We start from the raw sequence: 12,484 nt of genomic DNA, 5'->3' as shown, positions 1-12,484 counted from the left end.
GCTACCGCCCCCTTCCCCTTTGTTGTTTAGGGAAAATCACGGTGAACTTCGTCCCCCGGTCCTTGAAGCTGCTCACCAGGATTTTCCCCCCGTTTTTATCGACCACCGACCTGACGGAAGCCAGGCCGAATCCCCTATTGCCGGACCTGGTGGAAAAGCCCGGCTCAAATATTTTGTCCCTGAGTTCCTTCTCAATAAAACCGGGATTGACGGTCTGAAAGACAAAATGCCTGCCGGCCTCGAATATTCTCAGGGCAACCGTCCTTTTATCCGCAGCTAAAGACTCGACGGCCTCGAAGGCATTATCCACCAGATTTCCGACCAACGTGTTCAAATCGAGGGGCCTCAGCCGGAGCGTACTCAGGTTCGCATCGACTTCGATAGTGAAGGAGATGTTCTTTAATGAGGCAATGCCCATCTTTACCAGCAACAGGGCCGCCAGCTCCGGGATATTCACCCGCAGGATCTCCCCGGATATCCGGACATCATGATAAAGGTTTTCGATATACCTCTGCGCCTGCTCGATTTTGCCGGTCTTCAGCAAAGCGTAAACGACCTGCAGGTGATTGACGAAATCATGCCTCTGGGCCCTCGTCACTCTGACAAGTTCCCGGAGATGCTCGATATAAATTTCTTTCACCTTCAGGAATTTCTCGTGCCTCTCCAGTAAGAACATCTTCCTTAAGATGACGAGAAAGAACAGCACTATGGTGAAAATCGCCGCATTAATGACAGCAACTGCTATTTCGGAGGAAACCACATGGCCGATTTCAACCAGGCGTTCAAGATAAAACCCCAAAGTTACCAGGATTACAGCGAAAATCAATATGGTTAAGACGACAAATAAGTTATTGTTTTTTTTCATCACCTTTCAACTGCTCCAGATTCTTCAGTTCCTGAAGATCGAAAAGAGTTAAATTGTATCGCCTCAAGATCAACACTGCTCCTGTTAGAAAAACAAACTCGGGAAGTGGGAACAACACCCGCAGCAGGGGATCCTCAAGGGCCTGCCGGACGGCAATCCCGCTAACTGCAGAAATCAGAAAATTAAACGCCGTTTCCGTCAGCGCTAACACGACCAGGCCGAGCAGAGAGGCAAGTGCCGCATCCAGCAAACTCAGGCCGCAGCAGCAGGCCGTTAAGACGATCAAAACGGGCAGCTGCAGGAAAACATTGACTCCGGGGAGTAGCGGCAGGCTGCGGATCAGGAAGGAAACTAACGATTCAAGAGAAGCAATGACCAGAACGCTTTTCAGCTTCGGCTTATATCCGGTTAAGATTAAACCCAGAGAAATAAGGATGGCTGTTTCCGGAATGGAATGAAACACCACCAGGTAAAAGGGCATCCTGTCCATCAGCAAGGCCTCTTTTCTCCCGGCGCTCCCCGCCCCCCCGGGAGCCGAATGTCTTAGTGGATATTTCGCCATCTCCTGGCAATTTCCTGTATAAATGAGCAAATTGTTACTCACCAAATCCAGTGGGCGGTGCTGTAGATGCCGATGAGATCGGCTCCGCCCATTTCGGCGCACCTGGCGGTCAGGCCGATCCCCGCCCCCGGAAGCGGTGGCCGTGCCGGCGCAAATCCAGGAGATGAAGGAATTCCCATAAGCATCAGGCGGGTGAAAAACCCGGTGGGCAAAGAAGCGGGGCAGGAAAAAAGAGGGAAGCAATGGACGGGCTACAAGCACAGTAGTGGGTCAGGAAATCAACAGCTGAAGTTTAGCCTGAACTTCTGCTATCACCCCTGCCGGGACCTTGCAGGCAAATTGTGCATCCCGTGCCCGCCAGTCAAGACTTTTTACCTGGTCTGCCAGGATCACTCCTGTAATCTTTAAACCGGCAGGTATCTCTACTTCAAAAGGATAGCCCTTCGCCTTTGCAGTAACAGGACAGAAAAGGGCCAGCCCCACCTTACCGTTATAAAGCTGCGGGGAAATTACCAGCGCCGGCCGCCTTCCGGCTTGCTCATGTCCTGCCTGAGGATCGAACCGGAGCCAGACAAGATCACCGCGTTCAGGAATATAGGTTTCCACCTCGTTTACCATATTTCCCGCCCAACCTGAGGTCCTGTATATACTTCGCCATGAATATTATCAGGTGTAACCTGGGACAGCAATTGTTCCAGGCTATAACGTTTGCGGCGGATAATAATTGCGTCATCCTTTGCCTCTAAATCAACCGGTGTGCCTTCTTTAAGGCCAATTTTTTGGGCCAGCGCTAAAGGGATGCGAATCCCCAAGCTATTGCCCCACTTTTGCACATGAGGTTGCATGATGATTTTCACTCCTTCTTTGTTTATACATAGTATAAACCTTCGATGCCATTAATACAAGTGTATAAATGCCCCTGCGCGTGGAGGAGGCTTCAAGTTCAAGCCGGTGCAGAGGTAGGGGCAGTAATCTGTCACCGGCAAGCCTGCTTCGGGCAGAAAGGGTGTCACTAATTCTACCTTCGCTTTTCAACTCCCCGTTTCCGATAGAGAAGGAGCGCACCGCAGAGCAAGGCGGAGCCACGCCGACTGTAAGCCACAAGTATGATGCAGTTTCCTGCTTTTTCTACTTCACCGGAGCGGCAGGAGTAAACCGCGCCCGCTACTGTTCCTTTTTCTTCGTACGTAAATACCGGAATGAGCACCTCTTTCTCCTTGGGGTTTAAGATAGGTGATCCAGCTTCAAAGTCAGCTCTTTCCGAAAGACCACACTTCCTGTGCAGGTCTTCCCCTTTGCCCTTATGTCATCGGGAGATTACCTGCCAGCTGGTGACTATAAATGGCATGGGAGCACGATGCAGAGGCGCTTATCGCCTCGGTGTTGGTTGTGATAGTGGAAAAAATAAGCAGGATAAAGAGAGCACTTTTCAAAAGCAACCGTAAAAACCTGTGCTTAAGCATCTTTACCTCTGCACAGTGCCTTTCTGCCACATCCATCCGTCGGTTGGACAGGACGGTGGACCATATCGCCCCGGATCATAGTTCCCAGCCCAATAATGGGTCATGAAAAGCGCTCAGTCAGCCCGGTCCACGCCGATACCGCCGACATCATTGATCGCCTGGGTGGCGTCAGGGTCAATGTTTTCGTGCCCGGACGATAGACCTGATCGTAGTTCATTTTATATCAAGTAACAATATTTTCTATAATAATATCACCTGTGTAGAAATCCAAACAGTAATAATATTTCTTATCTCCCTGTTCCGCTATAACAAACCAATAGATTTGATTTTTTTCGTAGGGAGCAATATATATCTTTTTAATGCTTTCTTTCTTTATTTCCTTTTTTTCAAGGGTGGATATAACCGTTTCCTGAGAGATACCTTTATCAGGAAAAACCGAGCCTGTTACAGAAATCTCGCCTGTATACTTGTTCTTGGTTAACCAAACAAGCTTTTCCTGGCCAGATTCGTCGGTCCCGGAAATCATTGTGTCGTAACTTCCGAATTCAAGAAAACGAGTAGGAACATACTGTATATTCCTTATGTCTTTCAAAAGTCTGTGTTCTAGAACATACTTTCTTGCTTCCTCAGGAATAGGACCAGTGTCAGGACCAATGACTGGGTCATATAATTTATAGTAATTATCTCCAGCACCTTCATCAATTGGTTGGTTGGACGCCGTAAAGTCACCATTCGATGTAATGGTAACGGCTCTGGTGTTATCGTCCCAGGCAACACTTGCCCCAAGTGCTTCTGCTACAAAGCGAAGAGATACCATCGTACGCCCGTTGACAATAATTGGCGGCTGTTCCATAAAGAATATTTTCCTGTTTTCTCTTTGAGCCATTTCAGAATTAATGGTTAAAATTATTTCTGTTGCTCCTTTTTTTATAGTTACCTTGGGATCTTGCCATTCTACGGTTGCACCTAGAGACTCTGCAATAGCTCGTACTGGAACTAATATTCTATCATTGGTTATTATAGGCTCTTGATCAAATATAAGTTGTTTTCCATTAACAAAAACTTTAGCATTGGCCAAGCAATAATTGTTACCCGCAATAGCAGATGAGGCAAGTGACAGTGTCAACAAAAAAGCCATAGTTGCCAGCAAAAACTTTTTAATCAAATCTTTAACTCCCCTTTCAATAGATTTTCAAATACCTAAATGATTCCACTGCAGAAACACCGAGTCAGTTGAGCACTATCTCCTCAGGGATTTCTACCTGTATATTTTCTCTGCAACATTGCATTTACTTTGAAGTTAGTAACCGGGGATCAGGTGAGGGGTGACAGAAAATCGATCTTCCTTCTCCGAACCGCAGCTTCAGGAACGATGAACCCTCCACGTAATCGTCTGTCAGCCTCTCTACCTTCCTTCAGGCGAGGGGTGATCAGGGTCAGCATCTGGGCGTCGCTGAAGAAGATATCAACGTCCCTGCTTTCCCGATGACGAAAGATGAGTGCCAGGGCGGTACCTCCACCGAAAGTCCATTCGCTATCCTTTATCTCCGACGCTTTCAAAACAGAAAAAGCTTTCTTGAGGAGTTCAAACCACATGGTCAAATATCTCCTCCAGTTCCGGGTTCGGGTAAATATTTTTTAACAAAAAGCTTGTAGTATGCGAAAAAATCTGCATCTGAGATGCCGTATCCTGTTATAAACCTGACGATATCCTGTAAAGAAACATCTGTATACAGGTTAAATATTTGAACACTGTACTTTTTATCGGTGCTGCTCGGGTTTGTAAATGTTTTAACAATATTTTATTTTTGTCGTAAATTATTCCTCCTTTCGTACTTTCCTTTACAAAAGCCGAGTTCAGGCTACAATTAATTTCGCCTATACCTTGCTCTGCAAGAGAAGGGTATTCACACCGGTGAAGAGTTGTTTGACGGCCTGCCGGTTCACCGAGGGCTGTCAGTTCAATGACCCCACAAAAATATCAGTTATCCCTTTTCCGGCAGCTTCGGCTGATACCAGTGGAACCAGCGAGCGGTGCTTGCTCCCGTTGCCGCTACGAGCAGAAGCAGCGCTGAAGCAAATCGCAGAAGGTTTGTCTTAACCGCCTCGAACATACCTCTAATCTCCCGGAAATCGGTGTTGAAGATCCCTTTAGACGCGGAAGAACGCATTCCTGCCTGATCTTCCCAAACGGGTCAAAAGGCGGCACAAACGGGTTATATGGTGCACGAACGGGCTTTGTATACATAAAAAATAGCCGTTGTAACAACGGTTGCCGTTAGAAATCCTCAACGAAACCCCGGGAAATGAGGCAGATTCCTATTTTATTGTGAATCTTTCCCGCAACTCCTTTTCCCTTCCCCTGCTTAAGAAAACCCTGTCTCCGGAATCCAGGATTATGTCGCGGGAACGGACTTAACTTGGAAAGAACCTTTCGCGTTCTAAAGAAGGCCGCCAAGGCGTTAGAGCGACAATTCATTCCCGAAAATTCCGGTCGAATTTCAGTTCCTTCACAACACCCTGATTGACCAGAACGTTTGCTTTTCTCTTGAGTTCCAGAGTGTAACGGTTCCAGTAGGATTCCCTTGCTTCCTGGACTTCAGGGGTTATTACTCCGCTGCTGTCCGGTTTCAGGAGTTGCCCGGCCTCTTCTGCTTCTTTAATCACAGCTTTGTACAGTTTGTCGCACATGGTGATCCGGAAGGCGTTGTACCACTCGTATTCTTCCCAGTACTCGGCCGCGGAAAGCCCCCATTCCTTGATGATCAGATCCACTACCGCGCGGTACTCCGGGTTTGTCTGGTATTCTTTCTTTTCCCATGCCAGGAATGCGTCGAGTTCTTCTGGAGTGGGAAGTATCTTTCTCTTTAGGGCCTCGTTCAGGAGAACTTTTTCTTCAAACAGAACGTCAACGGCGCGTTTTTCAAGCGCAGGGCCGGCAGATGCAGCTAGGCCTTTCCTGAACTCCAGTTCGCCAACTGTAAGAGGCACTGCCTCAATCCAGGCAGCGATCTGGTCAGGCGGCTGTTCTATATTCTTCAGGCTCCGGACAGCTCTTTTGAGCAGATCCTTGTGGGAGCGGACAAATTGGCCGCTGGCTTTGATAGTCTCCTCTGCTCTGGTGTTTTTTGGTTTTTCGGCATAAACAGCGTTCTCCTTCCCCGGAAAGACGCTCTTCTGTGCCGGGGAAACCGCGAGGGAAATCCCGGCCAGAATCAAAGCCATCATAATGGCCGCCATGCACCGGAACCAGGGTCTGCACCTGGGGTTTACGCGCAACATAAATGCCAGCCTCCTTTGACTTTTTAGGCTTTCGTTATCTGAGCCAAATGAGCCCGGGCCACCTTGTGACCAAAGCTGCGAATAAAGAAATTTTTTCTTTTCATCTTTCAGCAGGAGGTCTTCCGGGAAACACCCGCAGCCTCCCTCAGGATAGTGACGGCTGCAGCAAAGGCGGGGGGGAGCGGTGCTTCAAAGGAAAGGAATTCCCCGGTGCGGGGGTGGGTGAACGTGATCCGGTAGGCATGAAGGGCCTGACCGGGCAGGTCGAGGGGGTTGCGGCGGGGGCCGTAGACAGGATCCCCGGCGACCGGATACCCTGCGTAAGCCAGGTGAACCCGGATCTGGTGGGTCCGCCCTGTTTCCAGTTCCACGTCAAGGAGTGTGTAACCGGGGAACCGCTCTTTGACGCGGTAAAAGGTGCGTGCCTCCTTCCCGTTCGGAACTACGGCGATCTTTTTGCGATTTTTTGGATCTCTCCCCAAAGGAGCATCGATCATGCCCTCTTCTTCGCGCACTTCTCCATGCACCAGAGCAAGGTACTTTCTCTTGATCTGGCGGGCCTTGAGCTGGGCAGTCAGACTCTGGTGGGCAAGGTCGGTTTTGCTCACCACAAGCAGACCGGAGGTGTCTTTGTCCAGGCGGTGGACGATGCCCGGCCGCAGGTACCCCCCGATTCCCGGCAAATTGGGGCAGTGATTGAGCAGCGCATTCACCAGGGTGCCTCCGCTGTGTCCGGGAGCAGGGTGGACAACGAGCCCGGGCGGTTTATTTACAACCAGCAGGTCGTCGTCTTCGTAAACAATCTCCAGCGGAATGGACTCGGGGCGGAGAGCAACCTCATCGGGAGGAGGAACCTTCATTTCAATTTGATCATTTGCCCGCACCCGGTAGCTGGAACGCGCCTGCCGGAAATTTACCAGGACAAGACCCTTTTCAATCAGGCGCTGCACCTGGCTTCGGCTCAAAAAAGGGGTTTGCCTGCTCAAGAAATAATCCAGCCGCTTGCCGTCTGCTTCTGGAGGTACTTCAAAACGGTAGGTTTCCTCACTCATCCCCTCACCATTCCTTTTTGGTGCCTCGAAAACCAACTAATATCCAGAAAAGAGAGACAGCCCCAATGAAAATAAAAACATCAGCGGGGTTAAAAACAGGCCAAACCCGAAAATCAAGAAAATCAATAACATATCCGGTCCGCAGCCGGTCCACCAAATTTCCCAAAACTCCTGCTGTGAGGAACGCCAAACTCCAGCCTGGCTTGCGCTCCTGCCTGCAGTAAAAGACGGCCACCGCGAGCAAAAGCACTGTAAAAATACTTAAGACAACGAAAATTTGTGTTTGATAGGCCAGGATCCCAAAGGCCCCGCCCGGATTTTTGATGTAAGTAAGGTGAAAAATGCGGGGCAAAACCTCGATCGATTCACCCGGACGAAGATGACGCGTGATGAAGAACTTTCCCAACTGGTCAACTGCAAAAGCCGCTAATGTTACAATTACGAATCGGACCAAGCAACTGCCCCCTCCGGTCAATTGAGTTCTAACCGGCCGAGGGCCTTGCTGAACGCCGCAAAGGCCTCTTGTTATTAACCTTCTTTTCCGTAACCCCCAAGTCTATTCCTCCCTTTATCAAATTTCCTCTCGAGCTAAAGTTTCTAAGAGTTCGCGATCACCTTCGAGCAGGGCGTGGTACGTTTTTTCCAAACGCAGCGCCATTTTTTCGGCAGAAAGGGAGAGCGCCCTCGCCCTTGCTGCCTCTCCCATTTGCCTTTTTAACAAAGGCTGCTCAAGGAGAAGGAGGATTTTTGCTGCAAATTCTTCTTCACACTCACTGCAGAGAAACCCGGTCACCCCATCCCGGACCATGGCCAGCGAACCAAATGCCGCCCTTGCCACAACCGGCAAACCGGCAGCCATCGCCTCGAGCAGCACAAGACCCTGGGTTTCCGTTACCGAAGGAAAAACAAAAAGATCCGCGCTCCGGTAAGCCCCTGCCACAACATCCGGCGCGAGAAGGCCGGTAAAAACAACCTTTGTGCCAATTCCCAGCTCTTTCGCAAAAGCGCCCAGGGCCTCTTTTTCGGGGCCGCTTCCCACCAGAACCAGGGTTGCCGCGCGCTGCTTTTGAAGCACCAGACTGAAGACCCTCAAAAGGAAGTCAAGGTTTTTCTCCTTACCCAGTCTCCCCACAAAAAGGAGAACTCTGTCTTCCCGCGGGACCCCAAAATTTTCATAAAGAAAATTGGGATCTCCGTCCTGAAACCGTTCGGGGTGAATCCCGGTGGGAATGGGAACAATTGGACGCCTGACCCCGTAGCCTTCCAGGAGGTTTTTGATCACCCCGGTCGGTGCGATCACCAGGTCGCAGCGGTTGCAAAACTCCCGGGCCAGGTAAATCACCACGTGCCGCGCAAGCCCCCGGGCGAAGGGAAAATAATGGATATACTGGTCGTACAGGGTATGATACGTGAAGACAAGGGGGACATCTAAGCGCCGGGCAAAGGACGCCCCCAAACGCCCGAGCAAAAAAGGCGAATGAACGTGAATGATGTCCAGTCCCCATTTCCTCGCATACTGCCTGGCCTGCCAGGGGAAAGGCAAACCGATGTAAAATTCCGGGTGAAAGGGGGTGCGAAAAGAAGGAAAGCGGTAGATATTTTCCTCGTTCTGTCGGGCGTCCGGGTAGCGGGGAGCGAAAACGTAGACTTCGTGGCCCCGGTTAATCAGTTCCCGGGCAAAAGTTTCGATGGAGCGAACTACTCCGCTTACATAGGGTCTGTAGCTATCCGTAAAAATTCCAATCTTCATGGCCCTTCCGTCTCCCCGAACCTCTAGACGGGTCCTCCCGGCCTTTCTTCGTCATCCCGTCCCCGGAAATCCTGGTAAAATGTCCCATCGCGACGATCACGCCAGTACGGGAGGGATTCCACATCTTCTACGGATCCCCTTTTTTCCTCTGCCAGTTCCGGGGGAAGGCCAGACTCCCCGTGCACCACGTCGGAAGAGGTTCCGTAGCGGGCCACCTCCTGCCAGCTGTCTTCGCCGTCATACATGATCCTTTCCCTGTTCTCCTTAGAAAACCAGTCCTCGGGAAACCCTCCGAAGGGCGGCATCACCACACCTTCTTCAACGGGCCTCCGCTTTGTCCTGCCGTTTTCTTCTCTCTCCTGCTGGCACCGGAAACAGAGCGCCGCGGTCGGAACCGCTTCCAGCCTGGCGTCAGGAATTTCCTCCCCGCAAACTTCACAAATTCCGTAGGCACCCTTTTCAATTTTCTCAAGGGCCTCTTCAATCTTGCCTAACCGGACGCGCGCCAGGTCGCGCAGCCCGAGGTCTTTGCTCCGCTCAAAGGTTTCCGTTCCGAGATCTCCGGGGTGGTTGTCGTACATCGAAAGCTCCTGAAGGGCATCGCGCAAACCCCCCAGCTGTTCCGCCTCCTCCAGGCGGGAAAGGCGGGCAAGAGCCTCCTCCCGTTCCAAACGCAGGCGCCGGCGAAAGTAGTTCAGTTTATCCTGCTCCAAATTAATCCCCCGTTTCCCGTAATCTCGAGACTGCACTAATCCACTACATGAACAATTTCTTCCAGGGAGCGGCGGCCTGGAGCGGAAGGCGCTTCCGCGGGGTATCCAAGAGGAACCATTGCAACAGGTCTCAAGTCCGGCCCCAGACCTAAAACGCGGCGCGCCCCCTCCTCGTCAAAGGCACCCACCCAGCAGGAACCGAGGCCAAAACCTGCAGCAGCAAGCAGAATGTTCTGAACGGCCGCAGCAGTATCCTGAAGGCAGTATAATTTTTCCCCCCGCTCCCGGTAACGGCGCCCCGAACGGGCCGGAACGGCGCAAACAACGATCACCACCGGCGCCTCGGCCAGGAACATCTGGCCGAGTGCGGCCTTTGCAAGCCCCTTCTTAGTGTCTTGATTTCTTACGACATAAAATTCCCACGGCTGCAGGTTCCCCGCAGAGGGAGCCCACCGGGCTGCATCTAAAATTTGGGCCAGCACCCCTTCGGGAACCGGCTCTCCTTTAAAGGCCCGCACAGAGCGCCGTTTTTTGATAACATCCACGATATTTCCGCTCAATCTCCTCGCCTCCCTATTTGATTCCGCCCTGAAGTTGACTTTGAACCAGACGCACGATCTCCGCGATAAAATCACTCAGAACAGGAAGATTGAGAACAACCAGGCGCTGCAAAAAAAAGAGAACAAGTGCTCCCAGGAGAGTAAAACCAACCGCAATTCCCAACCCCCGGGCCACCCCTGAAATAAAATTGACAAACAACAGCCGCCCCGGTCTGTTCAGCAGTTCCACATACTCGGCAAGTTTCATCCGCTCGATGTTCAGGGAGAGTTCTTCAATCTTTTCTTTCAGGGCCTTGATTAAATCAGAGCATATTCCCTGCAACGGATGCACCCCTGGCTTCATTCTCCCCAAAAATCACGTTTTCAATTATTTTCTGCGGCTAATTGGTAAGGGCCTGAAGGGGCGCAGGAATCCGGCCGCCCCGCCGGATGAAAGCGGCAGGACTGTACCTGTTCACCTGCATTACCGGGGCTCTTCCCAGGAGCCCTCCGAACTCGACATAATCACCGGGCTGCCTTCCGGGTGCCGGTATGATCCGGATACCCGTAGTTTTGTTGTTGATCATCCCGATTGCAGCCTCGTCGGCAATTAAAGCTGCAATCGTTTCCGCCGGGGTATCACCTGGAATCACGACCATATCCAGACCAACGGAACAAACGCAGGTCATTGCCTCGAGTTTTTCAATCGTAAGCGCTCCCTCAGCCGCGGCGCGCGCCATCCCGGCATCCTCGCTTACCGGTATAAAGGCTCCGCTTAAACCTCCAACATAAGAAGAGGCCATCGCGCCCCCCTTTTTAACGGCATCGTTCAAAATCGCGAGGGCCGCCGTACTGCCCGGGGCGCCGCAGCGCTCCAGCCCCATCGCTTCGAGGATCTCGGCAACACTGTCTCCAAACGCCGGAGTGGGAGCCAGGGAAAGGTCTACGACTCCGAAGGGAATCCCCAGCCTCCTGGATGCAGCGCGGCCGATGAGCTCCCCCATCCTCGTAACCTTAAATGCGGTCTGCTTGATTAAAGAAGCAAGGGTGCCGAGGTCGGCGTCGGGATGACTGCGGACCACGTTTAAAATTACCCCGGGCCCGCTTACCCCGACATTGAGGGTGCATTCAGGCTCTCCAACTCCGTGAAAGGCGCCTGCCATGAAAGGATTGTCTTCTGGTGCGTTGCAAAATACAACCAGCTTCGCGCAGCCGATCCCCCCCTGCGCCGCGGTAAGCTCTGCCGTCTCTTTAATCACCCTTCCCATCATAGAAACCGCTTCCATGTTGATTCCGGCTTTTGTGGTTCCCACATTTACTGCGGCACAGACGCGCTCCGTTTGGGACAGGGCACGGGGAAGAGACTCAATCAGTCTTCGATCCCCTTCTGTAAAGCCTTTATGAACCAGGGCAGCATAGCCGCCGATAAAATTAACACCTATTTCCCGGGCGGCGTTTTCCAAAACCTGAGCGAGGTAAAAATAATCACCGGAACAGTTGCCTCCAATCAAGGCAAGGGGAGTCACCGCGACCCGTTTGTTAATAATCGGAATTCCGTAAGCGCGCTCCAGCTCCTCCCCCACCTCCACGAGATTGGCAGCGCAACGGAGGATCTTATCGTAAATCCTGGCTCCGATTTTTTTTACATCAGAACCCCCGCAGTCCAGGAGGCTGATCCCCAGGGTAATCGTTCTGATATCCAGGTTTTCTAACTCCACCATCCGGATCGTTTCGAAGATTTCCTCCGGAGTATAAGGAAAAGGCAAGAGCACCTCTCCTTTCCTAGACGCGATGCATGAAACGGAAGATGTCTTCATGCTGAAGGGTTACTTTTAACTCCAGCTCCTCTCCCTTGTCTTCCAGCATTTTCCTTAAAGTGGAGAAATCAACATTGCATCCTGTAAGATCCACGATCATGATCATCGCGAAGAATTCCTGTAAAACGGTCTGGCTGATATCCAGAATATTCACGTTGACACTTGCCAGAACCCCCGCAATCCCGGCAATAATGCCCACCTTATCATGGCCGAGGACGGTGACAATTGCCCGGTTCACCTCTTTCTCTCTCTCCCGGCCGGAGGCCGCCGCCTCTCCTTCCTGAGGAGCCTCGTGCTTAAAGGTAATTTTGACTCCTTTTTCTTTAATCCACTGCCTGGCTGCCTCCGTAAGAATCGTGCCTGCCGGGAAAACAAGCTCTTTCTGGTCGCCAAGTTTTTCAATTTTTGCCCTCGTGATAACCTCCCGCATCTTTTCTCCCC

17 protein-coding genes are annotated in these 12,484 nt (G+C 51.5%); all 17 read right to left on the bottom strand.

Going from position 1 to position 12,484, the window contains the following annotated elements; genetic code table 11:
* Position 1 precedes the first annotated feature (1 nt).
* A complete protein-coding gene (locus HPY58_08835) occupies positions 2–865 on the bottom strand; it encodes a GHKL domain-containing protein (GenBank protein ID NPV29740.1) in 864 nt (287 codons plus the stop codon).
* Entirely contained in the window at positions 849–1,355 is a 507-nt protein-coding gene (locus tag HPY58_08830) for a hypothetical protein (protein ID NPV29739.1), read from the bottom strand. Before HPY58_08830 ends, HPY58_08835 begins: the two co-directional genes overlap by 17 nt.
* Positions 1,356–1,465: 110 nt before the next feature.
* The gene (locus tag HPY58_08825; GenBank protein NPV29738.1) at positions 1,466–1,606 is read right to left on the bottom strand and encodes a hypothetical protein; all 141 of its coding nucleotides are present in this window, start codon (positions 1,604–1,606) and stop codon (positions 1,466–1,468) included.
* A 91-nt stretch (positions 1,607–1,697) separates the two neighbouring features.
* Positions 1,698–2,045, bottom strand: coding sequence for an endoribonuclease MazF (gene mazF / locus HPY58_08820; GenBank protein NPV29737.1), 348 nt, complete (start codon positions 2,043–2,045; stop codon positions 1,698–1,700).
* Complete coding sequence (locus tag HPY58_08815; GenBank protein ID NPV29736.1) at positions 2,039–2,272, bottom strand: AbrB/MazE/SpoVT family DNA-binding domain-containing protein; 234 nt, start codon at positions 2,270–2,272, stop codon at positions 2,039–2,041. The genes mazF and HPY58_08815 overlap by 7 nt, the downstream gene beginning before the upstream one ends.
* An 841-nt stretch (positions 2,273–3,113) precedes the next feature.
* On the bottom strand, positions 3,114–4,028 hold the full coding sequence (locus tag HPY58_08810; protein NPV29735.1) for a copper amine oxidase N-terminal domain-containing protein: 915 nt from the start codon (positions 4,026–4,028) through the stop codon (positions 3,114–3,116).
* Positions 4,029–4,204: 176 nt separating this feature from the next.
* Positions 4,205–4,486, bottom strand: a complete 282-nt coding sequence (locus HPY58_08805) for a nucleotidyl transferase AbiEii/AbiGii toxin family protein (GenBank protein ID NPV29734.1) — start codon at positions 4,484–4,486, stop codon at positions 4,205–4,207.
* A gap of 389 nt (positions 4,487–4,875) precedes the next feature.
* Positions 4,876–5,004, bottom strand: coding sequence for a cyclic lactone autoinducer peptide (locus tag HPY58_08800; GenBank protein NPV29733.1), 129 nt, complete (start codon positions 5,002–5,004; stop codon positions 4,876–4,878).
* A 361-nt stretch (positions 5,005–5,365) separates the two neighbouring features.
* Entirely contained in the window at positions 5,366–6,172 is an 807-nt protein-coding gene (locus HPY58_08795) for a hypothetical protein (protein ID NPV29732.1), read from the bottom strand.
* A 107-nt stretch (positions 6,173–6,279) separates the two neighbouring features.
* Positions 6,280–7,224, bottom strand: coding sequence for an RluA family pseudouridine synthase (locus HPY58_08790; GenBank protein NPV29731.1), 945 nt, complete (start codon positions 7,222–7,224; stop codon positions 6,280–6,282).
* A gap of 4 nt (positions 7,225–7,228) precedes the next feature.
* Positions 7,229–7,678: a signal peptidase II gene (lspA, locus tag HPY58_08785; GenBank protein NPV29730.1), complete on the bottom strand. Its 450-nt coding sequence runs from the start codon at positions 7,676–7,678 to the stop codon at positions 7,229–7,231.
* Between the two features lie 117 nt (positions 7,679–7,795).
* A complete protein-coding gene (locus tag HPY58_08780) occupies positions 7,796–8,974 on the bottom strand; it encodes a glycosyltransferase family 4 protein (protein ID NPV29729.1) in 1,179 nt (392 codons plus the stop codon).
* A gap of 23 nt (positions 8,975–8,997) precedes the next feature.
* Entirely contained in the window at positions 8,998–9,723 is a 726-nt protein-coding gene (locus HPY58_08775; GenBank protein NPV29728.1) for a conjugal transfer protein TraR, read from the bottom strand.
* Entirely contained in the window at positions 9,723–10,247 is a 525-nt protein-coding gene (locus tag HPY58_08770; protein ID NPV29727.1) for a nitroreductase family protein, read from the bottom strand. Before HPY58_08770 ends, HPY58_08775 begins: the two co-directional genes overlap by 1 nt.
* A gap of 13 nt (positions 10,248–10,260) precedes the next feature.
* Complete coding sequence (locus HPY58_08765) at positions 10,261–10,590, bottom strand: hypothetical protein (protein ID NPV29726.1); 330 nt, start codon at positions 10,588–10,590, stop codon at positions 10,261–10,263.
* A 37-nt stretch (positions 10,591–10,627) separates the two neighbouring features.
* Entirely contained in the window at positions 10,628–12,043 is a 1,416-nt protein-coding gene (locus tag HPY58_08760) for a PFL family protein (GenBank protein ID NPV29725.1), read from the bottom strand.
* The gene (locus tag HPY58_08755) at positions 12,009–12,473 is read right to left on the bottom strand and encodes an ACT domain-containing protein (protein NPV29724.1); all 465 of its coding nucleotides are present in this window, start codon (positions 12,471–12,473) and stop codon (positions 12,009–12,011) included. Before HPY58_08755 ends, HPY58_08760 begins: the two co-directional genes overlap by 35 nt.
* Positions 12,474–12,484 lie beyond the last annotated feature (11 nt).

This window comes from Bacillota bacterium, assembly GCA_013177945.1.
GTDB lineage: Bacteria > Bacillota > DSM-12270 > Thermacetogeniales > Thermacetogeniaceae > Ch130.
The sequence above is the reverse complement of the archived record's forward strand: the minus strand, read 5'-3'. Positions and strand labels throughout refer to the sequence as shown.

Coding starts and splice junctions, on each gene's coding strand:
- HPY58_08780 (NPV29729.1), bottom strand. CDS start 8,974: ATGAAGATTGGAATTTTTACGGATAGCTACAGACCCTATGTAAGCGGA.
- HPY58_08835 (NPV29740.1), bottom strand. CDS start 865: ATGAAAAAAAACAATAACTTATTTGTCGTCTTAACCATATTGATTTTC.
- HPY58_08810 (NPV29735.1), bottom strand. CDS start 4,028: ATGGCTTTTTTGTTGACACTGTCACTTGCCTCATCTGCTATTGCGGGT.
- HPY58_08815 (NPV29736.1), bottom strand. CDS start 2,272: ATGCAACCTCATGTGCAAAAGTGGGGCAATAGCTTGGGGATTCGCATC.
- HPY58_08805 (NPV29734.1), bottom strand. CDS start 4,486: ATGTGGTTTGAACTCCTCAAGAAAGCTTTTTCTGTTTTGAAAGCGTCG.
- HPY58_08830 (NPV29739.1), bottom strand. CDS start 1,355: ATGGACAGGATGCCCTTTTACCTGGTGGTGTTTCATTCCATTCCGGAA.
- HPY58_08755 (NPV29724.1), bottom strand. CDS start 12,473: ATGCGGGAGGTTATCACGAGGGCAAAAATTGAAAAACTTGGCGACCAG.
- HPY58_08795 (NPV29732.1), bottom strand. CDS start 6,172: ATGTTGCGCGTAAACCCCAGGTGCAGACCCTGGTTCCGGTGCATGGCG.
- HPY58_08800 (NPV29733.1), bottom strand. CDS start 5,004: ATGTTCGAGGCGGTTAAGACAAACCTTCTGCGATTTGCTTCAGCGCTG.
- mazF (NPV29737.1), bottom strand. CDS start 2,045: ATGGTAAACGAGGTGGAAACCTATATTCCTGAACGCGGTGATCTTGTC.
- HPY58_08825 (NPV29738.1), bottom strand. CDS start 1,606: ATGGGAATTCCTTCATCTCCTGGATTTGCGCCGGCACGGCCACCGCTT.
- HPY58_08765 (NPV29726.1), bottom strand. CDS start 10,590: ATGAAGCCAGGGGTGCATCCGTTGCAGGGAATATGCTCTGATTTAATC.
- HPY58_08790 (NPV29731.1), bottom strand. CDS start 7,224: ATGAGTGAGGAAACCTACCGTTTTGAAGTACCTCCAGAAGCAGACGGC.
- HPY58_08760 (NPV29725.1), bottom strand. CDS start 12,043: ATGAAGACATCTTCCGTTTCATGCATCGCGTCTAGGAAAGGAGAGGTG.